Annotated in this window: 22 protein-coding genes; 4 read left to right on the top strand and 18 right to left on the bottom strand. The window is 67.3% G+C overall.

The window, feature by feature from the left end:
* Positions 1-7: 7 nt before the first annotated feature.
* Genes SLQ30_RS17530 through SLQ30_RS17515 form a run of 4 tightly spaced genes read right to left on the bottom strand, consistent with a single transcriptional unit; the run spans position 8 to position 2,911 of the window.
* The gene (locus tag SLQ30_RS17530) at positions 8-667 is read right to left on the bottom strand and encodes an enoyl-CoA hydratase (protein ID WP_319447052.1); all 660 of its coding nucleotides are present in this window, start codon (positions 665-667) and stop codon (positions 8-10) included.
* On the bottom strand, positions 664-1,470 hold the full coding sequence (locus SLQ30_RS17525; protein WP_319447053.1) for an NUDIX hydrolase: 807 nt from the start codon (positions 1,468-1,470) through the stop codon (positions 664-666). The genes SLQ30_RS17530 and SLQ30_RS17525 overlap by 4 nt, the downstream gene beginning before the upstream one ends.
* Positions 1,467-2,339, bottom strand: coding sequence for an ABC transporter ATP-binding protein (locus SLQ30_RS17520; protein WP_319447054.1), 873 nt, complete (start codon positions 2,337-2,339; stop codon positions 1,467-1,469). Before SLQ30_RS17520 ends, SLQ30_RS17525 begins: the two co-directional genes overlap by 4 nt.
* Positions 2,267-2,911 (bottom strand): hypothetical protein, encoded by a 645-nt coding sequence (locus SLQ30_RS17515; protein ID WP_319447292.1) that lies wholly within the window; start codon positions 2,909-2,911, stop codon positions 2,267-2,269. Before SLQ30_RS17515 ends, SLQ30_RS17520 begins: the two co-directional genes overlap by 73 nt.
* 286 nt (positions 2,912-3,197) lie before the next feature.
* On the opposite strand from SLQ30_RS17515, the gene SLQ30_RS17510 reads away from it, so the two are divergent.
* Entirely contained in the window at positions 3,198-4,640 is a 1,443-nt protein-coding gene (locus tag SLQ30_RS17510; protein WP_319447055.1) for a PLP-dependent aminotransferase family protein, read from the top strand.
* On the opposite strand, the gene serB is transcribed toward SLQ30_RS17510, so the two are convergent.
* On the bottom strand, positions 4,637-5,875 hold the full coding sequence (gene serB / locus SLQ30_RS17505) for a phosphoserine phosphatase SerB (protein WP_319447056.1): 1,239 nt from the start codon (positions 5,873-5,875) through the stop codon (positions 4,637-4,639). The two genes, SLQ30_RS17510 and serB, sit on opposite strands and share 4 nt — an antisense overlap.
* Before the next feature lie 36 nt (positions 5,876-5,911).
* Positions 5,912-7,657, bottom strand: coding sequence for a cytochrome c oxidase subunit I (ctaD, locus tag SLQ30_RS17500; protein ID WP_319447293.1), 1,746 nt, complete (start codon positions 7,655-7,657; stop codon positions 5,912-5,914).
* 247 nt (positions 7,658-7,904) lie between these two features.
* On the opposite strand from ctaD, the gene SLQ30_RS17495 reads away from it, so the two are divergent.
* A complete protein-coding gene (locus tag SLQ30_RS17495) occupies positions 7,905-8,969 on the top strand; it encodes an iron-siderophore ABC transporter substrate-binding protein (protein WP_319447294.1) in 1,065 nt (354 codons plus the stop codon).
* Here the strand turns inward: SLQ30_RS17495 and SLQ30_RS17490 are convergent.
* Genes SLQ30_RS17490 through SLQ30_RS17440 form a run of 11 tightly spaced genes read right to left on the bottom strand, consistent with a single transcriptional unit; the run spans position 8,966 to position 20,556 of the window.
* The gene (locus SLQ30_RS17490) at positions 8,966-10,009 is read right to left on the bottom strand and encodes an isopenicillin N synthase family dioxygenase (protein ID WP_319447057.1); all 1,044 of its coding nucleotides are present in this window, start codon (positions 10,007-10,009) and stop codon (positions 8,966-8,968) included. The genes SLQ30_RS17495 and SLQ30_RS17490 overlap by 4 nt on opposite strands.
* Positions 10,006-10,539: a hypothetical protein gene (locus SLQ30_RS17485; RefSeq protein WP_319447058.1), complete on the bottom strand. Its 534-nt coding sequence runs from the start codon at positions 10,537-10,539 to the stop codon at positions 10,006-10,008. Before SLQ30_RS17485 ends, SLQ30_RS17490 begins: the two co-directional genes overlap by 4 nt.
* The gene (gene alc, locus SLQ30_RS17480) at positions 10,536-11,561 is read right to left on the bottom strand and encodes an allantoicase (RefSeq protein ID WP_319447059.1); all 1,026 of its coding nucleotides are present in this window, start codon (positions 11,559-11,561) and stop codon (positions 10,536-10,538) included. Before alc ends, SLQ30_RS17485 begins: the two co-directional genes overlap by 4 nt.
* Positions 11,558-12,310: an aspartate/glutamate racemase family protein gene (locus tag SLQ30_RS17475; RefSeq protein ID WP_319447060.1), complete on the bottom strand. Its 753-nt coding sequence runs from the start codon at positions 12,308-12,310 to the stop codon at positions 11,558-11,560. Before SLQ30_RS17475 ends, alc begins: the two co-directional genes overlap by 4 nt.
* Positions 12,307-13,605, bottom strand: a complete 1,299-nt coding sequence (allB, locus tag SLQ30_RS17470; RefSeq protein ID WP_319447061.1) for an allantoinase AllB — start codon at positions 13,603-13,605, stop codon at positions 12,307-12,309. The genes SLQ30_RS17475 and allB overlap by 4 nt, the downstream gene beginning before the upstream one ends.
* The gene (locus SLQ30_RS17465) at positions 13,605-14,453 is read right to left on the bottom strand and encodes an N-acyl homoserine lactonase family protein (protein WP_319447062.1); all 849 of its coding nucleotides are present in this window, start codon (positions 14,451-14,453) and stop codon (positions 13,605-13,607) included. The genes allB and SLQ30_RS17465 overlap by 1 nt, the downstream gene beginning before the upstream one ends.
* Complete coding sequence (locus SLQ30_RS17460) at positions 14,453-16,033, bottom strand: ABC transporter substrate-binding protein (RefSeq protein ID WP_319447063.1); 1,581 nt, start codon at positions 16,031-16,033, stop codon at positions 14,453-14,455. Before SLQ30_RS17460 ends, SLQ30_RS17465 begins: the two co-directional genes overlap by 1 nt.
* Positions 16,030-16,665 (bottom strand): isochorismatase family cysteine hydrolase, encoded by a 636-nt coding sequence (locus tag SLQ30_RS17455; RefSeq protein WP_319447064.1) that lies wholly within the window; start codon positions 16,663-16,665, stop codon positions 16,030-16,032. Before SLQ30_RS17455 ends, SLQ30_RS17460 begins: the two co-directional genes overlap by 4 nt.
* The gene (locus tag SLQ30_RS17450; RefSeq protein ID WP_319447065.1) at positions 16,666-17,670 is read right to left on the bottom strand and encodes an ABC transporter permease; all 1,005 of its coding nucleotides are present in this window, start codon (positions 17,668-17,670) and stop codon (positions 16,666-16,668) included.
* A 7-nt stretch (positions 17,671-17,677) separates the two neighbouring features.
* The gene (locus SLQ30_RS17445) at positions 17,678-18,550 is read right to left on the bottom strand and encodes an ABC transporter permease (RefSeq protein ID WP_319447295.1); all 873 of its coding nucleotides are present in this window, start codon (positions 18,548-18,550) and stop codon (positions 17,678-17,680) included.
* Complete coding sequence (locus SLQ30_RS17440) at positions 18,550-20,556, bottom strand: ABC transporter ATP-binding protein (RefSeq protein ID WP_319447066.1); 2,007 nt, start codon at positions 20,554-20,556, stop codon at positions 18,550-18,552. Before SLQ30_RS17440 ends, SLQ30_RS17445 begins: the two co-directional genes overlap by 1 nt.
* Positions 20,557-20,770: 214 nt before the next feature.
* On the opposite strand from SLQ30_RS17440, the gene SLQ30_RS17435 reads away from it, so the two are divergent.
* Entirely contained in the window at positions 20,771-21,436 is a 666-nt protein-coding gene (locus SLQ30_RS17435; RefSeq protein WP_319447067.1) for a TetR/AcrR family transcriptional regulator, read from the top strand.
* Here the strand turns inward: SLQ30_RS17435 and uca are convergent.
* Positions 21,433-25,065 carry an urea carboxylase gene (gene uca / locus SLQ30_RS17430; RefSeq protein WP_319447068.1) on the bottom strand — a complete coding sequence of 1,211 codons (3,633 nt, stop codon included), beginning with the start codon at positions 25,063-25,065 and terminating at the stop codon, positions 21,433-21,435. The two genes, SLQ30_RS17435 and uca, sit on opposite strands and share 4 nt — an antisense overlap.
* A 179-nt stretch (positions 25,066-25,244) precedes the next feature.
* Between uca and SLQ30_RS17425 the strand changes: the two genes are divergently transcribed.
* The gene (locus SLQ30_RS17425) at positions 25,245-25,520 is read left to right on the top strand and encodes a YciI family protein (protein ID WP_319447069.1); all 276 of its coding nucleotides are present in this window, start codon (positions 25,245-25,247) and stop codon (positions 25,518-25,520) included.
* Positions 25,521-25,620 lie beyond the last annotated feature (100 nt).

Raw genomic sequence — 25,620 nt, 5'->3', positions numbered from 1 at the left:
GGGCAGCCTAACGGGGCGCATCGAAGGCGGCCTTGGCGGCTGCCAGTACCTGCGGCGATAAGTCGGCGAAGCGCAATGCCCAGGTGCGCGCCGCGTCGTAGACGTGGTCGGGAGCGACGAGCTCGTCGACCAGTCCCATGGCCAGCGCCTCCTCTGCTCCCGCGAACCGGCCGGTGAACACCAAGTCCTTGGCCTTGCTCTCGCCGATCGCGCGGGCCAACCGGGCAGGTCCCCCATCGGCAGGTGCCAGCCCGTCGAGGATCTCCGTGGCGCCGAGCTTCACGTTGTCGCCGCTGACGCGCCAGTCGGCGGCCAGCGCGAGCGTCAGCCCACTACCCAGCGCGTAGCCGGTCAGCGCCGCCACCGTTGGCTTCGGGATGGCCGCGACGGCGTCGATCGCCCGCCGACAGACGTCGGCGGCACCCTCGGCTTCGCGCGCATTCAGCGTGCGGAGCTCGGGTACGTCGCACCCCGCGGAGAAGATCTCATGGCCCCCGAACACGATCACGGCCGTTACGTCGGTCCGCTCCCCGACTTCGGCCGCGGCCGCCGCGAGCTCGCGGCACATTTGGCGGGTCATGGCGTTGGTCGGCGGCCGTGACAGCAGCAGCGTCGCTATCCCTGGACCGTCCGCATCCGACGTGTGGACGCTGACGAACTCGTTCATCGATAGCCTTCGGGCGACCTGCCCTCGCGCGCCGCGTTGTAGCGGTCACTGTTGAAGAACTCGATCTCCCAGTTGCCGTTGCCTGCAGTCAGGTGCGGTTCCACGGCGACGATCTTGCGCTCGACGGCCAGCACGTCGGCCACCGTGCGGTTGTTGAGCGAATCGAGCTGCGTCCACGTCGGCGGCAACAGGAAGGACTTGCCGTCTGCGAACTCGTCGAGCGCAGCCTGCGGGGTCGTCCAGAAGGCCTTGTCCGTCTCGGTGTTCTCGCCGTCGGCCCGTTGGCCGTCCGGCAGTGCCCCGACGAAGAAGTAGGTGTCGTAGCGCCGGGTGCGCTCCTCCTTGGGCGTCACCCAGTTGGCCCACGGCCGCAACAGGTCGGCCCGCAGCACCAGCTTCTCCTCGCGGAGGAAGTCGGCGAACGACAGCTCCTTGCTCTCCAGCGCGTGCCGTTGCGCGCGGTACACCGAGGCGTCGTCGACGAGGAGGTCGGGATCGTCGGCCGATCCCGCGAACAGCACGCCGGACTCCTCGAACGTCTCGCGCGCCGCGGCGCAGACCAACGCGCGTGCGAGGTCGACGTCGACGCCCAATCGGGTTGCCCACCACGCCGGTTCGGGACCGAACCAGGCGATCTCGGCGTTGCGGTCGCGCGCATCGACGCCGCCACCGGGGAACACCATGACGCCGGCGACGAACTCCATCGCCGCATGCCTGCGCATCAGGAAGACCTTGATTCCGTCGGCGGTATCGCGAACCAGCATCACCGTGGCCGCGGGCCGTGGGGTCAACGGGTCGGTCATTTGGCTCTCCTATGCGCAGCACGCGTGCGAGTCCGGCGCGCGAAGTAGCGGCCATCGATGACGTCGAGGGTGATGGACTGTCCAAACGCCTTCGACAAGTTCTCCGAAGTCAGCACGTCGGTCAACAGCCCCGAGGCGACGACCTTGCCTTCGGACAGCAGCAGACAGTGACTGAAGCCCTGCGGGATCTCTTCGACGTGGTGGGTCACCAGCACCGTGGCGGGGGCGTCCGGGTCGGCGGCCAAGTCGGCCAGCCGGGCCACCAGTTCCTCCCGGCCACCGAGGTCCAGCCCTGCGGCGGGCTCGTCGAGCAGCAGCAGTTCGGGGTCGGTCATCAGCGAGCGGGCGATCAGCACCCGCTTGCGCTCCCCTTCGGACAACGTGCCGTAGGTGCGCTCGGCCAGGTGCTCGGCACCGACGCTTTCCAGCATGTCGATGGCCTGGCGATAGTCGACGTCCTCGTACTGCTCGCGCCACCGTCCGAGTACGGCGTACCCGGCGGAAACCACCAGATCGCGAACGAGTTCGCCGTCCGGGACGCGCTGCGACAACGCTGAGCTACTCAGTCCGACACGGGAGCGCAACTCCGCCATGTCCGTCTTGCCGAGCCGCTCTCCGAGCACGTAGGCGGTGCCAGAGGAAGGATGTTCGGCCGCGGCGGCGATGCGCAACAGCGAGGTCTTGCCTGCCCCATTGGGTCCGACGACGACCCAGCGCTCATCCAGTTCGACAGCCCAGGTGACGGGCCCGACGAGCGTCTGACCACCGCGTCGCAGGGAGATCCTCGCGAAGTCGATCAGCAGGTCGGGGTCCGCTGCTCCATTTCCCGTCGCTTCGCTCGCCCCTTCTCCGTCTTCGGCTCCTGGCACTCGCCCATCGTAGTCAGGCTGGTGTCGGTGAACGCCCAACCACTGACGGCCAGCCATCGGCGGGGGGTCAAATGCACGAACAACTGGACGAGCGGCCCGATTCCGAATGCGTACACGGCGGTGCCGACGCCGACCGTTCCGCCGAGCAGCCATCCGACGACGAGCACCGTCACCTCGATTGACGTGCGCACCAACCGAACCGAGCGCCCGCTGCGCGCGACCAGGCCGGTCATCAGGCCGTCGCGCGGGCCGGGGCCCAGCCCGGCCCCGATGTAGAGCACCGTGGAGACGGCGTTCAGTACGACGGCGCCGAGCATCATCGCGATGCGGACCGGCATGGCCGACGGAGTCGGCAGCAGCGCAATGCCCGCGTCCACGGTGATGGCGATGACGATGACGTTGGCGACCGTGCCGATTCCGGGCCGGTTCCGGAGCGGAATCCACAGCAACAGCACCGCGACGCCGACGACGGCGGACGCCACGCCGATGGTCATCCCGGTCTGCTTGGACAAGCCCTGGTGAAAGACGTCCCACGGGTCGAGTCCGAGGCCGGCCTCGACCATCAGGGCCATCGAAAAGCCGTAACCGATCAGCCCAGCGAGCAGTGCGCCGCCACGCGTGGCGGCGCGGATCAGGCGCTTCACGCGTGGTCGGGGAATCGGGCGCGGATGGCGTCCAGTTCGACCCGGATGCGACGGGCGTCCGCGTCGTGTTCGTTCGCGTAGCTCCCGCGTGGCAGGGCCCGGAAAATGCCAGCAGCCCTACGAGCCACTGTTGAGGTCCAGTTTTGAGCCATGAGCCCATATTGGCGGCAGACTGGCCTTGATTTCAATATCCAGTTGCGGCAAACTGGCCTCAATGACTGACGATCTGGCAGCGCGGCGGCTCGACGCGGACCTCCTGGTCCGCGAGCTCGGTAACTGGCGCACCGCCAGCACGAGTGGCCCCGCCTACCAAGGACTGGCCGACGGGCTGCGGATGCTGATCGTCGACGGGCGACTGCCGATCGGTGCGCAACTCCCGAGCGAGCGTGCGCTGGCCGATACCTTGCGGGTCTCCCGCACCACAGTGACGGCCGCCTACGCCGAGATGCGCGAGGACGGCTACCTCAATGGCCGCCAGGGCGCACGCAGCACGACGGCATTGCCCGTCTCGGCGCCGGCAAGCGTTGCGCCCAGTCCCGTCACCGTGAATCTCGCCGCAGCCACCTTGGCCGCTCCCGCAAGCATCGCGGCGAAGGCGTTCACCGAGGCCGCGGCCGACGTCGCGCCCTACCTGCACGACATCGGCATCGAGTTGATCGGCGTACCACCCCTGCGCGAGGCGCTAGCCGAAAGGTATTCGGCCCGTGGGCTTCCCACCCATCCCGACGAGATCATGGTCACCACGGGCGCACTCCACGCCATCGGTTTGATCCTCGCGACCTACACCCAACCCGGCGACCGGGTGCTCGTCGAACAGCCCACCTATCACGGCGCGCTCTCGGCCATGGCGACGCGGGGCGTCCGTCCAGTCCCGGTCGCAATGACTTCGGACGGTTGGGAACTCGACGCAATCGAGGCCGCCGCACGTCAGTTGTCCCCGAGCCTGGCCTACCTGATTCCGGACAACCACAACCCCACCGGCCTCACCCTGCCCGCACCCGACCGCGAGCGCCTGGCCCAGCTCATCACCGAAACGCGCACCCGCACGATCATCGACGAGACGATCGCCGACATGTGGCTCGACGAATCCGTCCCCGCTCCGTTCGCCGCGTCGATGAAGACGCGCAAGGACCTGGTGCTGACCGTCGGATCGATGTCGAAGTCGTTCTGGGGAGGGCTTCGCGTCGGCTGGATCCGAGCCGAGCGCAGCACGCTCGCGAACATCGGGGCGCTGCGCCCATCCATCGACATGGGCACCGCGATCCTCGAACAACTCGCCACGGCAAGACTTCTCGCGGTCGAAGCCGACGTCCTTCCCGAGCGCCGCGACATCCTGCGCTCCCGGCGGGCACGACTGCTCAGCCTGCTCGACGAGCACCTGCCCGATTGGCAACCGTTGCCCGGCAAGGGAGGAATGTCGCTGTGGGTGCGATTGCCCGCGCCCATGAGTTCGGCCCTATCCGCCGCAGCTTCGCGGATGGGCCTGGAAATTCCGCCGGGTCCGCGTTTCGGCGTGGACGGCAGCCTCGAGCGCTACATCCGGGTGCCGTACACGTTGCCCGATGACCAGTTGATCGAGGCGGTCGAACTGCTGGGCCGCGCGTGGCGTGGGGTGACGGGTGCGGCCGGTCCGGAACCGTTCGCTGTCGTGGTCTAGTCGTCGTCGGGGATCTCGACGCGGCGCAGCGTGCCGTCGTTCGCGTCAGCGGCCTCGATCTCGCCGCGGGTGACGCCGAGGATGAACAGCACGGTGTCGAGGTACGGATGGCTCAAGGAGGCGTCGGCGACTTCCAGCAATGCGGGCTTGGCATTGAACGCCACGCCAAGCCCCGCGGCCGCCAGCATGTCGATGTCGTTGGCTCCGTCGCCAACGGCGACCGTCTGCTCCATCGGAACACCGGCCTGCTGCGCAAAGTCTCTGAGCGCCTTGGCTTTCCCCGGTCTGTCGATGACGGGGCCGATGACCCGGCCGGTCAGCTTGCCGTCGACGATCTCCAGATCGTTCGCGGCGACGAAGTCCATCATCAGCTCGTGCGCCAGGGGTTCGATGACCTGACGGAAGCCTCCAGAAACGATGCCGCAGTGGAAGCCAAGGCGGCGCAGGGTCCGAATCGTGGTCCTGGCGCCCGGCGTCAACTCGATCTGATCGGCGACGTCGTCGAGCACCTCGGCAGGCAGGCCCGCCAGTGTCGCCACCCGCTTGTGAAGCGACTCGGCGAAGTCCAGTTCGCCGCGCATGGCCGCCTCGGTGACCTCCGCCACCGCCGCCAGTGCACCCGCCCGCTCCGCAAGCATCTCGATGACCTCGCCCTGGATGAGGGTCGAATCGACGTCGAAGACGATGAGCCGCTTGGCCCTTCGCGACAGGCTGTAATCCTCGAGCGCGATGTCGACGCGCTCGTCGACGGCGACCCGGGCCAGCGCGGTTTGTAGCTGACCGTAGGCCGAGCCCGCGGGTACCGACACGCGGAGCTCGAGCCCCGTGACCGGGTAGTCCGAGACACCGCGAATGGTGTCGATGTTGACACCGAGGGTCGCCACTTCGCGGGCAACAACACCGAACGCCTCGGCGGTGATCGGCCTGCCGAGAACGACGATGGTGTGGGTCGACGGCCCGCGCAGTACCGGCATGTCCTCGCTGCGTTCGATCGTGACGTCCAACCCGACGCCGCGGATGGCCGCGCCGACCTCGTCGTGCAGCGCGGACCCTCCGGCTACGTCAGCCGGGCCGACCACCAGCACCGCGAGCGTCAGTCGCCCCCTGACGACCACCTGTTCGACGTTGAGCAAATCGACCTTGTGCCGCGAGAGCACTTCGAAGAGCGCCGACGTCACGCCCGGCTGATCGCGTCCGGTGACAGTGATCAACACCGACACCTTTGACGTATTCACGCCCTGGTCAACCCCTACTACGCCGCTACTAGTTGCTCAGGTACGGACGTTTGCGTCGTCCAGTTCGGTGACGTCGCCGTGGGGCGGATGGGGTCCACTACCAATGTGCGCCTCGGCGCGCATCCGCTCCACCATGTGCGGGTAGTGCAACTCGAATGCTGGCCGTTCCGAACGGATTCGGGGCAGTTCGGTGAAGTTGTGGCGCGGCGGTGGGCAGCTGGTGGCCCACTCCAGGGAGTTGCCGTAACCCCAAGGATCGTCGACCACTACGGGCTCGCCGTAGCGCCAGCTCTTGAACACATTCCACGTGAACGGAATGGTCGAGATGCCGAGGATGAACGCGCCGATGGTCGAGATGACGTTGAGCGTGGTGAAGCCGTCGCTCGGCAGGTAGTCCGCGTAGCGGCGCGGCATGCCCTCGTCACCGACCCAGTGCTGCACCAGGAACGTGGTGTGGAACCCGATGAACGTCAGCCAGAAGTGCAGCTTGCCGAGCCGCTCGTCAAGCAGGCGACCGGTCATCTTCGGGAACCAGAAGTAGATGCCCGCGTACGTGGCGAACACGATGGTGCCGAAGAGCACGTAGTGGAAGTGCGCGACGACGAAGTACGAGTCGGTCACGTGGAAGTCCAACGGCGGGCTGGCGAGCAGCACGCCGGACAGGCCGCCCAGCAGGAAGGTGATGAGGAAGCCCACCGAGAACAGCATCGGTGTCTCGAACGTCAACTGGCCCTTCCACATCGTGCCGATCCAGTTGAAGAACTTGATGCCCGTCGGAACCGCGATCAGGAACGTCATGAAGCTGAAGAACGGCAGCAGCACGGCACCGGTGGCGTACATGTGGTGCGCCCACACCGCCACCGACAATGCCGCGATAGCCAGCGTCGCGTAGATCAGCGTGGTGTATCCGAAGATCGGCTTGCGGCTGAACACCGGGAAGATCTCCGTCACGATGCCGAAGAACGGCAGCGCGATGATGTACACCTCTGGGTGACCGAAGAACCAGAACAGGTGCTGCCACAACAGCACGCCGCCGTTGGCGGGGTCATAGATGTGCGCACCCAGATGGCGGTCGGCGGCCAAGCCGAACAACGCGGCGGTCAGCAGCGGGAACGCCAGCAGCACCAAGATCGATGTCACCAGGATGTTCCAGGTGAAGATCGGCATCCGGAACATCGTCATGCCGGGGGCCCGCATGCAGACCACGGTGGTGACCATGTTCACACCACCGAGGATGGTGCCCAAACCGGCTACGGCAAGACCCATGATCCACAGGTCACCGCCAGCGCCTGGCGAATGGATGGCGTCCGTCAGCGGCGAGTAGGCGGTCCAGCCGAAGTCGGCGGCACCTCCCGGGGTGATGAAGCCGGCGATCGCGATCATCGCGCCGAACAGGAACAGCCAGAAGGAGAAGGCGTTCAGACGTGGGAACGCCACGTCGGGCGCGCCGATCTGCAGCGGCAGCACCAGGTTGGCGAAGCCGAACACGATGGGCGTCGCGTAGAACAGCAGCATCACGGTGCCGTGCATGGTGAACAGCTGGTTGAACTGCTCGTTGGACAGGAACTGCAGCCCCGGCAACGCGAGCTCGGTGCGCATGAGCAGCGCCATCAGCCCGCCGATGAAGAACATGATGAAGCAGGCGACGCAGTACATGATGCCGATCAGCTTGTGATCGGTGGTGGTCACCAGCTTGTAGATCAGGTTGCCCTTGGGACCCAGCCGGGCAGGGAACGGACGCCGTGCCTCGAGTTCTCCGATTGGGGGCGCTTCGGCTACCAACAGATCCTCCAAAAGTTCGACGGGCATGGCCCGCGTGCTCCCCCGAATCCTAACTCCCGACTGGCCGATGAGCGTCATGGGTCCTACAAACCGTCGTAATTGACAGGAAACTCGGCGCGCATGGCGTCTGACCGGCCCGAAAGCGCCTGGACACCGGTTCGGCGGGCTTGGACCCGTGCTTGCCGGCTGACGCGCAACGACCACGGGCATTGGTACCGTCGGCGGCGTGGTGTGCGCCAGTCAGCGGATGGGCCCGATCGCCGCGGCCGTAGCAGTGGCCGCGGCCGTGTCGGTCACCCTGGCCAGCGGCTGCGGGACTGATGCCAAGGCACCGTCGACCACCGGAGCCGTCGTCACCAGCACCACCAAGATCGCCGGCGCAGGCGTGTTGGGCAACGAGCGCCGACCCGACGAGTCGTGTCCGGCCGAACCCGCGCCGCTCGATCCCGATTCGGAGCAGCGCACCGTCCGCCACGCCGCTGGTGAGACCGAGGTGCACGGGGACCCACAACGCATCGTGGTGCTGTCTGGCGATCAACTGGACGCCTTGTGCGCGTTGGGCTTGCAGTCCCGCATCGTGGCCGCCGCACTGCCCGACGGGTCGAACGCTCAGCCTTCGTATCTCGGCACCGTGATTCACAACGTCCCGGGCGCGGGGACACGCAGCGCGCCCGACCTGAACGCGATCAAGGCCGCCAACCCCGATCTGATCCTTGGCTCCGAGGCGCTGACCCCGGAGAGTTACCGCGCGCTGACGGAAATCGCACCGACGGTGTTCACCGGCGCGCCCGGACCTGCCTGGCAGGACACGCTGCGCACCGTCGGGGCGGCGACGGGCCGGGCCGACGAAGCCAACCGACTGGTCGACGGATTCAAGTCCGACGCCGACAAGACCGGCGTTCAGAACGACGGAACCCACTACCAGGCGTCGATCGTCCAGTTCACCGAGGACACCGTGCGGGTCTACGGGGCAGCGGACTTCCCTGGCAGCGTGCTCGCCGCCGTGCGCGTCGATCGTCCTGCCGCACAACGGTTCACCGACAAGCCGTATCTCGAGCTCGGCACGACGGATGAGAAGAACGCCGACTTCTCCCCCGCGGACGGCGACATCGTCTACGTGTCGTTCGATTCACCCGCCGCGAAGGTACGCGCCGCCAAGGTGCTCGACGGCGACGCATGGAAGAAGCTGTCGGCCACCCGCGACAACCGTGTCTTCGTCGTCAACAACGAGGTGTGGCAGACCGGCGAGGGCATCGTCGCCGCGCGCGGCATGCTCGACGACCTCCGCTTCGTCAACGCACCGATCAACTAGGCCCGCTCCGACGCGCCTTGCAACGCCTGCTGACCGAATTGTCCGGTCGTCAACGAGCCATCGGGCAGCACGAGTTCTCCCGAGTCGATGCGGTTGCGTAGGTAGGCGAACGTCTGTGCGGTCTGAGCGAAGAGGTGCTCGCCAGCCCGCAGTGTCGGACGGTCGGTGCCGTCGGCCGAGGCGAACTGCGGCAGCGGCTTGACCTCGGTGTCGTAGTCGACGTTGAAGAACAGCGGAAAGGAGTACCGCTCCTCGACGACCTTGCGGACGCGGTGACTGGTCGCCACGAACGCGCCGTTGGTCCACAGTTCCAACATGTCACCGATGTTCACCACGAACGTGCCGTCCACCGGTGGCACGTCGATCCACTCCCCAGCGCCGTTGAGCACCTCGAGGCCGGGCGCCGTCGGCTTGAGCAAGGTGAAGCACTCGTAGTCGGTGTGCGCGCCAATACCGAGCGCGTCCTCGGCGTCCGGGTTGTAGGGATAGTGGACGAGCCGCAATTGGCTTGGCGTCTTGGTGGCGTGCCGGGAGAACACGTCGGGGTCCTCCCCGAGCGCCACCGCGAACGCCCGCAGCAGCCGGTGCCCCACCTCGAGGATCGCGTCGTAGTACGCGGTGACCGCCTCCGCGAAGCCCGGCAGTTCGGGCCAGGCGTTGGGCCCGAGCATCGGGTTGCCCGCGAGGTAGTCCGGATCGTCGGCGGGCAGGTCCAGCGCCGTGTCGAACGCCTCCTTGACGTCGGGTGTGCCGGTCTCGACGCCCTCCTCACCGACTGGCACGTAGCCGCGATGGCAGCGGGACAGGCCGATGTAACTGCGCATCTTCTGCTCGACCGGCAGTGCGAAGAACTCCTTCGTGGCGGCGAGCATGCGGTCGAACAACGATTCGTCGAGCCCGGAGCCGCTGACGTAGAGGAAGCCGACTTCGCGTGCCGCGTGGCCGATCTCGTCGGCCACCCGTTCCCTTTCGGCCCGGTCCGGTGAGCGCAACCCACTGATGTCCACGATCGGCACCGAGGTGAATGACGTGATGCTCATGGATTGACGTTCCCTTCGCTTCGTTCGATGAACCAGCGCACCCCGTTGGACTGGACCTGATGACCGGCAACGTCGATTTCGAGCGCGGCCCACCGCGACGTCCCGACCTCATCGATGACGACCTCGCCTCCGCCTGCCCAGCCAAACTTCAGGCCGACGCGGACGAGCAGGCCGGCGCCGCCGTCGGGCGCGGTCAGGAACAGCGCGCCGCACGGCTCTGCGGACACTTCGTCGCGCACCCAGTGCTCGACGTAGTTCTCGTGGACCCCCGTCTCGATCAGCGTTCGACCTTCCCAGCGCATCGAACCCGCGTCGGGAAACGGGCCGGGGGGTTCCAGGTCGACGGCGCGGTGCCACTCGAAGACGTCACCGCGCTGGTGCAGCGTGCCGGCGAAGCCACGTGAGTCGACGTAGCCGCTGATGCCCTGCAACCACGTCACGCCTGCGCTCGCATCGCGCGTGCCGTCCGATTCGATCAGCAGGGTGCGCCGCCACAGGCCTGCGCAGTCGGACAGTACCGGCGTGGTCACGACGACGCCTCCCATTGGCTGCGGAGTCGATCGAGGCCGGCGCTGGTCGGCGTGCCGATGGCGCGCACCCTCGCGATCCCGCCGTCAGGATAGGCCTGTACCCGGAGCGCGCTGATATTGCTGACGTCGACCGGGAATACCGCTCGCGTGTCGGCGGTCAGCCGAGTCCGAGGTAGCACCGCGACGTCGAATGGGACCAGCGCCCAACCGTGTTCGCTATCCGGGCGGACCCTGGTGCCGACGACGGAGACCTCGGGCGAGGCATTGAATACGAAGTACGAGGTGTCGATTTCCAGCCGCCGAAGATCGGCGGGCACGGCGAACGAGATCATCACGGCGTCATGGGTCTCCGGCCCGACGTCGCGGCGCCTGCGGGCCTCCCAGCCATCGCCCATGTTGCGCGGCCGGTCCGGCGCGATCAGCGCGCACGCGTGCGAATAGAAGCTGTCGCTGCACCATTCGACGCGGCCGCCCTGCTCGAGCCCGGACACCTCGACCGTGACGTCGGCCCACAGTGCGGGGTCGGGAATCACCTCGCCGAAGGCGCGCAACCGCGCGACCCCTCCGTCGGAGCTCAGCCGCAGCCGCAGGTGAGTCCACCGCCGCCGGTCCTCGATCGGCAGCAGATTGTGCGAATCCGGTTTCAGCACAGTCAGTTCCACCAGCGGTGTCCAGACCACGTCGGGTGTGGTCGGGTCCGTCGTCCGGTCGAGCAGGCAGGCCTCCACCAGGCCAGCGGTCGGATGGTTACCGGAGAAGAAGCGAGTGTCGACGTCGACCGTGTGCAGTCGGCCGGGTGCGCCGAGGCGCACGATGACCCAGTCACCGTCGGGTCCGGCGTGGCGTCGGGTCTCCCACCCGTCGACCACCTCACCGCGCAGGTCGAAGGTGCCCGGTACGAACGCGGGTTCGGCCGGGTCGATGAGCCGTTCCTTGAACCCGAACGACTCGTCGCTGGCGGCGACGACGCTGCCACCGATCACGCGGGACGCGAGATCGACCTCGCTCGAGCCGTGACTCACGAGTCCACGCCCAGCGCGCGCGAGATGGGCCAGTGACTGCGGGGATTCTCGGGTCCCGGCGCGTAGGTGCCCGCCTTGCTCGTCGACAGTCCGAGGCCGACGACGGCCTGCGCCAACGCAATCGCCGCCGCGACCCCGTCGACCGCGGGCACCCCGAGCTTATTGGAGATCGCGGCCGTGACTCCGGCCATCCCCGCGCAGCCGAGGCAGATCACGTCGGCGCCGTCCTCGGCGATAGCCTTGGCGGCCTCGTCGACGATTGCCCTGACGGCACCGGCGGGATCGGCGTCGACCTCTGCGGTGCCCAAGCCGCACGCCCGCACGGAGGCGCAGTGCGCGTCGAGCCCGGCCAGTAGCAGCCTGTCCTCGATCGGAGCGATCGAGCGGGCCAGCGTGGTGATCACCGAGAACCTTCGGCCGATGAGATGTGCTACGTGCGCGGCACATTCGGCGATGTCGAAGACCGGCACCGAAAGCATCTCGGCCAGCGCGTCTCTCCCGTGTTCCCCGAAGCCGGCCAGCACCACGGCGTCGTAGTCGAAGGCGTCCGCGTCGAGCAGCGTCGCGACGACGTCCATCACCCCGACCGCGGACAGGTAACTCTCGGCGGCGGAGTCGATCGCCGATGCGCCGAATCGCGGGGCAAGGCAGACCACCGTCGTCCCTTGAGCCGCTGCGGCCTGCGCCGCCTCGGCGATCTCGGCAGTCATCGACTCCGACGTGTTCGGGTTGAGCACCAGAATTCTCACGCTGCGGCCTCCAGTCGGGCGAACACGCGCTCGCCGGCCACCCAGGTCTGCAGTACCGAACCGCGCAGGGTAACACCGTGATACGGGCTCACGGGGTGCCGATGGTGGAGCGCATCAACGTCGACGACGTCGTCGACATCCGGCGCCAGTACACACAGGTCCGCACGCAGCCCGACCTCGATTCGGCCGCGGTCGGCGAACCCGGCCAGCGTCGCAGGCCGTGCCGACATCCACAGGCTGAGTTCGGCCAGTCCGATGCCGCGCGTGGCGGCCTGCGTCCATACCGCGCGCAGGCCGAGCTCCAGCGAACTGACTCCGCCGAAGGCGCGCCCGAAGTCGCCGTCGCCCTTCAATTCCGGAGCACACGGCGAGTGGTCGGAGACGATCATGTCGAGTGTTCCGTCGAGCAACGCGTCCCACAGTCGGTTGCGATTCCCGGCGTCGCGGATCGGCGGACATGCCGCGAATTCGGTTGCCCCGTCAGGAATCGTCTCGGCGACGAAGGTCAGATAGTGCGGGCATGTTTCCGCCGTGACCCGTACGCCGGACCGCTTGGCGTCGGCTATCAGCGGAAGCACGTACGAACTGGACACGTGCACCACGTGGGCCCTGGACCCGGTGGCGGCGGCCGTCTCGATCACCAGCTTCACCGCCTGCTCTTCAGCGGCGTCGGGCCGGGATGCGAGGAATGACGCGTAACCGCGGCCCGATGGCCGAGGGCCGCGTTCGATCACCTGATGGCTTTCGGCGTGCACCAACATCACCGAGTCGAGGTCGGCGACCCGGGTCATCGCCGTGCGAAACTGCGCAGGCGTCAGATGACCGAACTTCGGGTTGCCGGAATCGGCGAGGAAGCACTTGAAGCCGCGCACCCCCGCGTCTGCCAGTGGCGCAAGATCGTCGATGTTGTCGGGTACCACACCCGCCCAGTAAGCCACGTTGATCCGGCAATTACCCTGTGCAGCAGCCTTTTTGACTTCCAGAGCGCCGACACTGGTGGTCACCGGATCTGAGTCGAGTGGCATGTCCACCAGTGTGGTGATGCCACCGGCGGCAGCTGCGGCAGTAGCGGTCGCGAAGCCTTCCCAGTCGGTCCCCGGTTCGTTGACGTGGACGTGCGTGTCGACGAAGCCCGGGAGTAACACCGCTCCATGGGGCACCACGACCTCGGTCGCGCCAGGGTAATCGGCATCGACGTCGGCGATCGCGGCGATGAGCCCATCCGCCACCGCGACGGCGGCTGGCCGGAGCTCACCGCCGAGTAGCACCCGTTCGGCACGCAGCACCACGTCCATTACTGCGCGACCGGTCCGAACCGCTCGTGGAAGTGCTGCGTCAACTCGGGCCACACGTGCGGATCATGACCGGGTATCAGGGGATAGCCCTTTTCGGCGGCGAGTCGTTTGAGCTTGCGAATGGGCTCGATGGTCTCCTCGGGTTCGACGCCGATGAAGCCGCCGATGGCCAGTTCCTGCTCGATGTTCTCGGTCAGATCCGCAGCGTCGAACGCGAACACGAACCCTTCCGCGCCATCCCCACCGGTCACCGACTCGTCGAGTTCGACCACGAAGCTCTGATGCCCGGGAGTGTGGCCGTAGGTCGGCACGACGGACAGCCCCGGCGCGATCTCCGCCTCGCCGTCGGCGAGCCGCCAGTCGATTCGCGGGTCGTCGAAGTCCACCCTGACGATCGCATTGTGTTCCGGCTCAGGGTGATTCGACAGTCCGTATTCGAGCTCCCTGCGCTGCGCGTGTACCGGCACCCGGCCTGCGAAGAGCTTCAGCCCTCCGGCGTGGTCGTGGTGTAGGTGACTCAGCGCGACCACGTGGATCTGGTCGAAGTCGACACCGACCTCAGCCAACCGCTCCTCGATCGGCTCGCCAGGCCCTGGCAGCACTGGCCGGTACTCGACGGTCGGGAAGAACCGCCGCGCCAACGCCGGGTCACGCACCAGCGCGGTGTTGAACCCCGTGTCGAGCAGCACCCAGCCGCCGTCGGTCTGTAGCAGGACGCCGGGCACGGGCTCGCGCATCCGCTGCTCGGGTGGTGCTCCGTAGACCGACACCGACTTGGGCAACTCCTCCCAGCCGAGGGTCAGCAGGATGATTCTGCGGATGCCGCTCTTCTTGACCAGCGTCGCCATCAGCCCACCGACAGTGCGGCCAGCCGCAACGAGTTCGGGTTCGTCACGACGTGCGCCTGCTCGACACCCTTGAGCCACGGCTGCGCGACCATGAAGTCGTTGACGTCGGCGACGTTGAGCCAGCAGCCCGTCTTGACCGCTTCCAGTCCGGCCGTCGAGAAGTCCGGGTCCGAATCGTTTGGCAGACCCGCATTCAGCGCCGCGGTGACCGACGGTGCCGAGCACCCGAAGAAGTTCAAGCCGCCGTCGGCATCCCAGGAGATGTGCCCCCAGGTGTACGGCGACGGTGCGTCCGGCCACCCGAGATAGGTCATGATCTCCGGCGCGGCCTGCCCGTCGCTGCCGACCCAGCCATAGATCTCCGACGTGGGATACGCCTGCACCTTGGCGTTCAGGCCAGCCGCCGCCAGCTGCGTCTGAATAAGGTTGCTGATCAGCTGGTTGTCCGGGTTGCTGGAGTCGTAGCCGATGGTGACGGCCTTCTGGTCGGCTGGCAATCCCCCGGCGATGCCGGACAGCACCGACGGATCGTGCGGCACCGACTGCTTGCCGAACTCGGCGGGAATCATGTTCGGCGGGTAGATCTGCTCGGCGGTCTTCCCGCGCCCGAAGTACGTCTGCTTGACCAGTTCGTCGACGTCGATCGCCTGCAACACGGCGGTGCGATTCTTGGTGTCGGTCATCATGCCCTTGCGCGGGTTGATGTACACGTAGTTCGACATCATCGTCGGCAGCGAGTAGTTCGCGAACGACTTGTTGTCGAGATAGGACTGCACCGCAGAGGACGGTAGGTCGTGCAGTACCGCAGCGAGCTGACCGTTGTTGAACTGCAACTGCTGCGCCGACACGTCGGTGATGACCGGAAGCTCGACCTTCTCGAAGTAGGGCTTGGCGCCCCAGTAATCCGCGAAGGCGGTCAGTTCGTACTTGGAGCCGACCTCGGCGGCGGTCAGCGTGTAGGGGCCGGTGCCCAGGTCGTGGTTGGTGAGATAGCCCTGCGCGTTGTCACTTCCGGCGTTCTTCTTCAAGCCTTCCGGGCTCATGATGCGCGGCCCGTATGGGCAGGCCAGGTAGTCCAGGAACGCCGAGTTGGGCGCCTTGAGCGTGACGGTGACGCCGTAATCACCTTGGGTGGTCACCGATTCGACGTCGGTGACCATGTACGCCGGGCCCTGATTCACGGCCGCTCTTCTGTCGAAGGAGGCCTTGACCGCGGCTGAGGTGAACGGGGTGCCGTCGTGGAACTTGACGCCTTCGCGCAGCGTGAACGTGAACACCTTGTTGTCCGGTGAGGCCTTCCACTCCGTAGCCAGAAGTGGCTCCAGTTCGGGCTTCTCGGTGCCGGCCTTGTACTGCAGGAGGCCCTCGTAGGTGTTCGTGGTCAAGAGCAGGCCCTGCCCGGCGTAGTAGACGTCGGGGTCCGGCGGCTGGCCAGGATCCTGCAGGAACGACAGGTGCAGCACCTTGTCGGTCGGGGCAGCATTGGGAGTGCTTGGGCCGGAAGTCGAACCGCCACAGCCACTTAGCACAAGGGCCGTCACCGCACTGACGGCGGCCCAACCCAGCAGACGGTTCTTCATCGGGTAGCTCCTTCGAGGATCGGGGTGGACGTGGCGAGTTCGCCAAAAGCGGTGAGAATCTCGGCGCTGGTGCGTAGCGCACCGGTCTGCAGGTATTCCATGGCGTCGAGCGCCGCGTCGTGGCGGTATTGCGACGAGCCGCCGACGCAGTCGGTGACCACGCGGACGTAGAAGTCACGCTGGTGAGCATCGGCGAACGTGTAGTGCACGCAGACGTCGGTCAAGCCGCCGACCAAGATCAGCGTCGAGGCCCGCAGCCCCGAGAGCACGATCTCGAAATCGGTTCCGATGAAACCGGAGTAGCGCCGTTTGACGATATGAAACTCTCCGGGCTCAGGCAGTAATGCCGGATGAAGGCCGGTGCCCGGCCGACCCTCGACGCAGTGCACGCCCTCGGTGCCGTCGAGTTCGCGGCCGAAGTCGACGCCGCTCGGACGATGGACCTCCTGGAAGAACACCACTGGAATGGCCGCTGCCCTTGCGGCCGCCAGCAGGGCCTGTGTCTTGCCGATCCGCTCGGCATAACCCGGCATGTGCGGGATGCCGACCTCCTCGACCGGCATGTCACCGGACTCCTGCATGTCAACGACGACGAACACAGGGTTTCCCACTATCAGTGGCTGTTTGGGCACCTAACCTCCTATGACTGCAATACGTGGATCGGCGGCGGCCTGCAGTAGATCCACGGCCGTATTGATGAAGACGTAGAGCGCGCCGAGCATCAGCGTGACGCCTGCGATCGCAGGAAAATCGGCGACGGGGATGCTCTGCGCGATGTACTGGCCGATTCCTGGCCACCCGAATACCTGCTCCACCACGAGCACGCCCGAGAACATCAGTCCCACTTGCAGACCCGTCATCGAGAGCGCGGCACCGACGGAGTTGCGCAGTACGTGGCCCGCCATGATCCGACCCTCGGACAGGCCCTTGGACCGAGCGGTACGCGCGTAGTCGCTGTCGATGTCGCCAAGCAGGCTGCTGCGAAGCACCCGGCCGATTGCGACCGCGGGCCCGATTGCGATGACCAGCGCAGGCAGGATCAGGTGGTGCAGCGCGTCGGCCACCACGTCGAACCTGCCGTGCAACAGCCCATCGACCGTCAGCAGTCCGGTTGGCCCGGTCGGCGGGTTGGGTATTGCTATGCGCCCGTTGGCCGGAACCCAGCCGAGCTCCTTGTAGAAGACGATCAGCCCGAGGATGCCGAGCAGGAACATCGGTGCAGAGGCTCCGGTGAACAGAACCGCGCGCAGCACGCCTGCGCCACGCCAGTTCAACGTGGTGCTGAAGGCCAGCACCACCGCCAGTATCAGCGCGATGCCGATGCCGTACAGCGCAAGCTCAAGGGTGGCGGGGAAGAAGTTACCAAGGTCGGAGGCGACGCCGTGCCGCGTACGGTACGACGTGCCGAGGTCGCCGGTCACTGCGCCGGTCAGATAGTGCCAGAACTGCACCAGGATTGGCTCGTTCAGGCCGAGCGCTTCCCGGCGCGCGGCCACCGCCGACGCCGACGCCTGTGCGCCCATCTGCGCCTTGACCGGGTCCAGTGGCGAGATGTGTTGCAGTACGAACATCACCCCGGTGAGCGCCACCAGGATGGCCACCATGGCGCCGAGCCGGGTCGCGATGAAGGTCTTCACGGCGCTCCTAGCTCGTCTTCATCAGGTTGCGTAGGCAGTCGCCCGCGATGTTGCCCACCAGTGCCAGTACCAGCACACCGAGCCCTGGCATGACCGGAATCCACCACTGCTGCAGGAAATAACTGAGGTTGCGGGCGGAATCGGCCCCGAGTTCGGCGGCCGGAGCGGACTGACCAAGGCCGAGAAACGACAGCGCAGCGAGCGTGAGGATCAGCGTGCCAATGTCGAGGCTGGCGGCGACCAGCGCGTTGGGCACCGCGCCCGGTAGCAGGTGGCGACCTGCGAGCCGAAACCGGCTGACCCCAGCAAGTTTCGCCGCTTCGACGTGCGGACGTGCCGCCAGCCTCGCGACTTCGCCGCGCACCAAGCGCGCGTAGAACGGCCACCAGACGATCGACACCGCGACCAGCGTGTGCACGAAGCCCGGGCCAAGCGCTGCCACCACCGCAATGGCCAGGACCGGCGCGGGCAACGACAGGAATCCGTCGGTGATCCGCATCAGCGCCGCGTCCACCCAGCCGCCGGTGCTGCCCGCAATCAGGCCGACCAGCCCGCCAAGGAACAGCCCCACCGCAACCACCACCAGTGCGGCGAACCAACTTGACCGAGCGCCGTAGAGCACCCGCGAGAAGATGTCTCGCCCAACGCTGTCGCTGCCAAGCAGGAAACCGTTCTTGCCAGGCGCCTGCAACGGCATGCCGACGGGAAGCAACGGATCGTGCGGAGCCAGCAGCGGCACGGCGATGACGATCAACGTCACCACGATCACGAGCGAAAAGCCCACCCAATTGAGCACGACCGAGCGCGACTGCGGTAGCGACAGCACGCGTCGTCCGCGGACCAGCGGGACTTCGGCACGAGGAGATATCGCGATGGCCATCAGACCGCCCGCCGTTCGATGCACGCCACCTGATGCGGGTTGCCGGGCATGCCCTCGAGGCGGACGTCGAGTTCGTCACCGCTGCAGGTGTCGACGGCGATCGCGCAGCGCGGGTGGAACGCACAGCCAGTCGGTGGCGACAGCGGGCTGGCGGGTTCGCCTGGCAGGATTCGTGATTCGCGACCTAGGTCGGGGATTGAGTCGACGAGCGCCTCGGTGTAGGGGTGCGCGGGGGCGGCAATCACCTGTTCGGCAGGCCCGAGTTCGACGATGCGGCCCAGGTACATCACCGCGATGCGGTCGGCGACCACGCGCGCCACCGAGAGGTCGTGGGTGACGAAGACGACCGACATGTCGAGAGTGCGGCGGAGGTCGCCGATGAGGTTGAGCACCGAGGCGGCCAACGACACGTCGAGCGCGCTGGTCGGCTCGTCGCACAGCAGCACCGACGGCGGTACCACCGTCGCCCGCGCCAGCGAGACGCGCTGGCGCTGACCGCCGGAGAGTTGGCCCGCGCGCGACTTCGCAAGCTCCGCAGGGAGTCCGACGCGTTCGAGTGCGCCGACCACGGTGTCACGGCGTTGCGCCCGCGACATCCCATGCAGCCGTTCGCCGATCAGTTCACCCACCGACAGCCAGGGCGTCAGCGATGCGCCCGCATCCTGGAACACCATCTGGGGCCGCTCGCCATCGGCGAGCTCGACCGCACCCCCCGTGGGCTTCTCGAGCCCGGCGATCACGCGCAGCAACGTCGACTTGCCAGAGCCGCTCTCCCCCACCAGCGCAACGGATTCGCCGTGCCCCACCCGTAGCGTGACTCCGCGCAATGCGTGGAGCTTGCCGTGGTTGTCCGACGAGCGGTCCAGCCAGCGCCTGGTCACCGTGAACGTCTTGGTGACGTCCTGTAGTACCACCGATGGCGGCGGTGCGTCGCCAGCTGCGGGCGTTGCGGGCGTGAGCACGGCCTCATCGGTGTTGGTCGGGGCGGCCCCAAGGTCTTTGGCGATGTCGTCAACTGCCCGGATGCAGGCGCTGACCCGGGCCGGCCCAACAACGACGGTCTCCGGCGGCGTCACGGCGCAGTCGTCGGCGGCCAGCGCGCAGCGTGGCACGAACGCACATCCGGGAAGCGGGTCCACCGCGCTGGGTACCGAGCCCGCGAGCGCGGCCAGTCGCCGATCGCGTGCCGTCTCCAGGGTGAGCCGCGACCGCAGTAGGCCATGGGTATACGGGTGAGCGGGCGCGCCGAGCACCTCAGCGGACGGTCCGAGCTCGGCCATGCGGCCCGCGTACAACACCGCGATGCGGTCCGCGATCTGAGCAGCCACCCCGAGGTCGTGGGTGATCAGCACGATGCTGCACCCGAGCTCGTCGCGCAGCCGCCGCAACAGGCGCAGCACCTGGGCCTGCACGGTGACGTCGAGCGCCGTCGTCGGCTCGTCGGCGACGATCAATTCCGGGTCGCCCGCGATCGCGATCGCGATCATCACCCGCTGCCGCAGGCCGCCGGAGAGTTCGTGCGGGTAGGCCCGCATCCGCCGCTTCGGCTCGGGGATGCCCACTGCGGTCAGCAGGCGCAGCGCCTCTTCGTCGCTGCCTGCCGCTTCGGCGACCTGCTTGCCTATGCGCATGGTGGGATTCAGCGAGGTCATCGGATCCTGGAAGACCGCGCCAAGGTCGAGCCTGCGGACCTTGCGCAGCGCCTTGGCGTTGCCGTTGACCATGTCCGAACCCGTCACCGACACGGTGCCGTCGACCTTGGCTCCCTTGGGCAGGAGTCCGAGCAGGGTGAACCCCAAAACGCTCTTGCCTGAACCGGATTCGCCAACCAGCCCAAGGATCTCACCCGGGGCTATCGCGAGCGAAACACCGCGCAGCGCATGCACGTCACGACCGTTTCGGCGAAACGTCACGCTCAGGTCGGCGACGGTCGCGACGGGATCGGGGGTCGGCGGAACCGCAGCGCGCACCGTCGGTGCGTCGACTGCGGAAGCGGCGCTGCCCATCTGAGCACTCCCCGGGGTTGAGCTCGTATTGCCGCGGCACGTCAGCGGGCCGCTTGCCTGTCACTTGACAGTTTTCACGCCGCCCGGGATGGATGGGTGTCGCTGGCGTAACCAATTGACGATGGACGTAACCGATTCGTATCGCGCGTTTCTATCGTGTGACAGAAACCGTCGGGTCACCAGCCAGGCGCTCCCACGAGTCACGATGAGACTCATGCCGTTCGCACGGGCCGGGCGCCCAAGACTTCACTCCCAGCGGCGCCCTGGAATGACCCCGCGCGACGAAATCCTCGACGCCGCAGGCGAATTGTTCACCACGATGGGCTACGCCAGCACGTCGACCAGGACAATCGCGGAGTCGGTCGGCATTCGCCAGGCTTCGCTGTACCACTACTTCAAGACCAAGGACGACATTCTGTGCGCGCTATTGAGCCAGACGGTCGCCCCAACACTGTCGTTCATCCCGTGCCTACTGGGCGCATCGCCCGCGCTCAATGCGGCCGAGCACCTGCACGCACTGTCGGCCTTCGACGGTGATCAGCTGCTCGGCGGGCAGTGGAATCTGGGCGCGCTGTATCTGCTCCCCGAGTTGCGCGACGCCAGGCTGGAGCCGTTCTGGTCGGACCGCGAGCGGCTGCGGCTGCACTATCTCGCTTTGAGCCAGGCCGTCATCGAGCGGACCGGCGTCCACGCGGCGGCCGCCGACCTTCCGTTTCGGCTGGTCGAGTCGCTGGTCAACATGTGGTCGATGCCTGCGGGCCAGGAGCGGTCCGAGCTTCCCGTTCACGTGGCCGACGCATGCATGCGAGTGCTGGGCGTCTCCGATGACGCGACCGCCGCCTTACGCGAGCGCAGCCGTCAAGAAGTGGCGCGCTATTAGCCCGCGCCGACGACGACCAGCGGAGTACCCGGGTCGACCTGGTGCCCGGCCTTGACGAGCACGTGGGTGATGACGCCGTCAGCCGGTGCGGTCACCACGGTCTCCATCTTCATCGCCTCCAGCGCGAGCAGCGCCTGCCCTGCCACGACCCGCTCCCCGACGGTGACGTCGACCTTCCACACGCTCGATGAGAAGGGGGCGTCGACGCGCTGTTCGCCGACGTCGAGTACTAGCTCGGTGCTGACGGCGGCAACGTGAGACGCGGCCCGTTCCGCCCGGTCGAACTCGCCGGCCGCGGCCCATGCCGCGCGTTCGGCGCCGAACGCCGCGCTCTGAGCAGCCCGGAAGTCCGCGATCGAGGCTGCGTGGTCGGCCAGGAAGAGCTCGTGTTCGGCAAGTGAGAACGTGCCGTCGGTGATGTCGATCGATCCGCGGCCCGCGGCCACGTCGGCCCGAAGGTCGAGCAGTTCGCTCGCGGTCACCGGATACCAGGAGATGCGGTCGAAGAACCGCAGCAGCCAAGGCTTTTCGGGTTCGAAGTGGTGATAGCGGCTCCAGACCTGAGTCGTTCGACCGACGAACTGGTAGCCGCCCGGCCCCTCCATACCGTAGATGCACAGATAGGCCCCGCCGATGCCGACGGAGTTCTCCGCGGTCCACGTGCGGGCGGGGTTGTACTTCGTGGTGACCAATCGGTGGCGCGGATCCAGCGGTGTCGCGACCGGTGCGCCGAGATAGACGTCACCAAGCCCCAACGTGAGGTACTCGGCCGCGAACACCGTGTCCATGACGTCGGCCTGAGTGTCCAAACCGTTGACGCGGCGGATGAATTCGATGTTCGACGGACACCACGGCGCATCGTCGCGCACCCCCGACACATACCGCGCAATCGCTTCCTTGGTGGCCGGGTCGTCCCACGACAGCGGTAGCCGAACCGACCGGCTCGGCACGACCAGTTCGGACGTCGCCGGTAGCTCCGTCTCGAGTTCGAAGAGTAAGCCGAGCAGTCGCGAGCTGGGCAACTCGTCGGGGTCGAAGTGGACCTGCAGCGACCGTATGCCCGGCGTCAGATCGAGGATGCCCGACACCGTCCCGTCACGCAGCGCCGCTGCGAGCCGTTGGTGCAACGCGTGCACGCGGGCCCGCAGCGCGAGGTCGAGCACCATGTCGCCGTACTCGACGAGCACGTTGTCCTCGCCGTTGCGGCGGTACGTGACGGCGGGTCCCCCGGCCCCGGAACGCCGGGCGAGCACGCCGTCGTCGCCGTCGCCGCGACCCGTCGTGGACACGGTCGCGGAGGCGGCCCCACGCGCGGTCCCCAGCATTGCCCGCGACGGAGCGTCGCAGGCGCGAATCGGTACGAATGAAACGGTGTCCCCCGGCCGCAACTGCCCAAGCTTCCAGCGGTCTGCCGAGGTGACGGTCACGGGACAGACGAACCCGCCGAGGCTTGGGCCGTCCGGACCGAGCAGGATCGGGGTGTCGCCGGTGAAGTCAAGCGCACCAACGGAATAGGCGGTGTCGTGGATGTTGGACGGATGCAGCCCCGCCTCCCCCCCATCGCTACGGGCCCACTGCGGCCGTGGTCCCTCGAGCCGCACCCCGGTGCGCGCCGAGTTGAAGTGCACGCGGTAACGAGCTTCGAATAACTCCTCGACATCGGTCCTGGCGAAGAACTCCGGCGCACCGTGTGGCCCCTCGGTGACCGCCAGTTCCCACTCGGACTGCATCGCCGGTCGCAGCTCGGCAGGCACGGCGCCACGCTCACCCGTCGCGACCCTCGACGCGGCCCTCAGCACGTCGCCGGCGACCAGCGCGCGGCCGCCGTGACCACCGAACCGCCCGAGCGTGAAAGTCGATGCACTGCCCAGGTATTGGGGTATGTCGAAGCCGCCTGCGACGAGTACGTAGGTGCGCAGTCCGGCCGTCTCGGCGGCACCGACGTCGAGCAGTGCACCAGCCGGAAGCTCCAGCGGTTCCCACATCGGTGCGGGCGATCCGTCCACGGTGACAAGGCATTCCGCTCCGACGATGCAGACGGTGGTGGCGTGCGTCACGCGTAGCGCGGGCCCGGTTGCGGTGCACTCCAGCCCTGGCGCGCCCTCGGGATTGCCGAGTGCGCGGTTGCCCAGTCGAAACGACAGGTCGTCCATCGGGCCACTGGGCGGAACGCCGACGTCCCACAGACCGATCCGCCCAGGGAAGTCCTGCACCGTGGTGAGCAGACCCGCGCGCTCGACGGTGATTCGCGGCCGCGGATCGACGACTCCGGCGAGCGTCGACGTGCTGTGTCGCGCCGCGCGCACGTCGGGTTCGACCAGGGCTGCGCACAGGGCTCCAACATTGACCTCGACGCCGTGCAGCACGGTGTCGGCGAGCGCGCGCTCAAGCCGGTCGAAGGCCTGCTCGCGGTCGGACCCAACGGCAATCACCTTGGCCAGCAACGGGTCATAGGACGCAGACACCTCGGTGCCATCGGCCACCCAGGTGTCGACGCGAACGGCCTCGGCGATGGGAAACCGGACCGACGTCAGCGTGCCCGTGCTGGGTCGGTAGTCGCGGGATGGATCCTCGGCATACACCCTGGCCTCGACGGCGTGGCCAGCCACGGCCACTTCCCCCGTCGACGCGCCATGGTTCAGGTGGGGCTCCAGCACGTTGCGCTCGCCGCGAGCCAGCCGGAACATCCAGCCGGCCAGGTCGATACCGGTGACGGCCTCGGTGACGGGATGCTCGACCTGCAGCCGGGCGTTGACCTCGAGGAACGAGGCTTCCTTCCGCCGCGGGTCGTAGACGAATTCGACCGTGCCAGCGGACCGGTAATCGACCGCTGCGGCCAATGCCAGCGACGACGAATGCAGTTGCGCCCGCACTTCTTCCGGTAGGGCGGGCGCAGGCGCCTCTTCAATCACCTTCTGGTTGCGGCGCTGCAATGAGCAGTCGCGATCGCCGAGCGACACGACCCGACCGGTGCCGTCACCGAAGATCTGTACCTCGACGTGCCGTGCGTGCTCGACGAACTTCTCGACGAACATGCCCGCCGAGCCGAAGCTGCGTTCGGCCACCCGGGCCACTCGCTCGAAGGCGACGCGAAGCTCGGTGGCGTCGCGGCATACCTGCATGCCGATCCCTCCGCCGCCGCCGGTTGCCTTGAGCATCACGGGATATCCGATCTCGGCTGCTGCCTCGACCGCTGCTGTCGGGCCGTCGAGCAGTTCGGAGCCCGCGAATACCGGAACCCCCGCCGCCCGCGCCGCCGCGCGAGCGGTGTGCTTGCTCCCAAAGACCCTCAGCTGGTGTGGTGTCGGGCCGACGAACACCAATCCGGCGGCCTCGACGGCACTGGCGAATTCGGCGTCCTCCGAGAGGAATCCGTAGCCGGGATGAATCAGGCCGGCCCCCGTGGTCTTGGCCGCGTTCAGGATCGCGTCCGCCCGAAGATAACTCGCGCTGGGAGCGGCCGGACCAAGCCGCACGGCCTGGTCGGCCATGCGTACGTGGGGCGCGGCGCGGTCGGCGTCGGAGAACACGGCGACCGTACGAAGTCCGACGGACCGTGCGGCACTCACCAGCCGCACGGCGATCTCGCCCCGGTTGGCGATGAGTACCGTGTCGCCGGCCGCAGTCACGTTGCCTCCCACTGTCGATCCCGACGATTCCTGTCGACTGACAGTTTTCGGCCTCGCGGCCCGGCGGTGGTTGCCACGGTGTAACCGATCCCACGAAGCCCGTTAACAACGCGCGTCTCGCGTGTCTGTCATGTGACAGATATTCGATCGCGTCTTCGGCGTCCGATATCGTCGCTGGCGTGTTCCACGTGCTGACGCTGACGTACCTGCAGTCCACCGACGTCGTCGCTCAGGCCCGGCCCGCCCACCTCGACTGGATCAAGGACGAGGTCGCGCGCGGGCGACTGATTCTGACCGGGCGACTGGAGTCGCAAACCGGGGGCGTACTCATCACCGGCGATATCAGCACCGAGGACGCCGAGTCGTTGATCGCCGATGACCCCTATCACGTGGCCGGGTTGGTCCGATACGACCGCGTCGGATTCACCGGTGGGGCCCGCGCTCCCGGGCTGTGACCTTGGCAACCATGGGAATTAATCCCTGGTGGTCCCCCGTTCCCGTGACGAGGTGCAATGCTGCATCCAATTCGTTACCTTCGCTAAGTTTCTGGTGAAG

Origin of the sequence: Mycobacterium sp. RTGN4 (assembly GCF_033804635.1) — a bacterium.
GTDB lineage: Bacteria > Actinomycetota > Actinomycetes > Mycobacteriales > Mycobacteriaceae > Mycobacterium.
This window is presented reverse-complemented; position numbering and strand designations above follow the sequence as displayed.

Excerpts from the sequence above, each read along its gene's own strand:
- SLQ30_RS17530 (WP_319447052.1), bottom strand. The coding sequence starts at position 667 with ATGAACGAGTTCGTCAGCGTCCACACGTCGGATGCGGACGGTCCAGGG.
- SLQ30_RS17525 (WP_319447053.1), bottom strand. The coding sequence starts at position 1,470 with ATGACCGACCCGTTGACCCCACGGCCCGCGGCCACGGTGATGCTGGTT.
- SLQ30_RS17515 (WP_319447292.1), bottom strand. The coding sequence starts at position 2,911 with ATGGCCCTGATGGTCGAGGCCGGCCTCGGACTCGACCCGTGGGACGTC.
- SLQ30_RS17510 (WP_319447055.1), top strand. The coding sequence starts at position 3,198 with ATGACTGACGATCTGGCAGCGCGGCGGCTCGACGCGGACCTCCTGGTC.
- SLQ30_RS17495 (WP_319447294.1), top strand. The coding sequence starts at position 7,905 with ATGGGCCCGATCGCCGCGGCCGTAGCAGTGGCCGCGGCCGTGTCGGTC.
- SLQ30_RS17490 (WP_319447057.1), bottom strand. The coding sequence starts at position 10,009 with ATGAGCATCACGTCATTCACCTCGGTGCCGATCGTGGACATCAGTGGG.
- allB (WP_319447061.1), bottom strand. The coding sequence starts at position 13,605 with ATGGACGTGGTGCTGCGTGCCGAACGGGTGCTACTCGGCGGTGAGCTC.
- SLQ30_RS17465 (WP_319447062.1), bottom strand. The coding sequence starts at position 14,453 with ATGGCGACGCTGGTCAAGAAGAGCGGCATCCGCAGAATCATCCTGCTG.
- SLQ30_RS17460 (WP_319447063.1), bottom strand. The coding sequence starts at position 16,033 with ATGAAGAACCGTCTGCTGGGTTGGGCCGCCGTCAGTGCGGTGACGGCC.
- SLQ30_RS17445 (WP_319447295.1), bottom strand. The coding sequence starts at position 18,550 with ATGGCCATCGCGATATCTCCTCGTGCCGAAGTCCCGCTGGTCCGCGGA.
- SLQ30_RS17440 (WP_319447066.1), bottom strand. The coding sequence starts at position 20,556 with ATGGGCAGCGCCGCTTCCGCAGTCGACGCACCGACGGTGCGCGCTGCG.
- SLQ30_RS17435 (WP_319447067.1), top strand. The coding sequence starts at position 20,771 with ATGCCGTTCGCACGGGCCGGGCGCCCAAGACTTCACTCCCAGCGGCGC.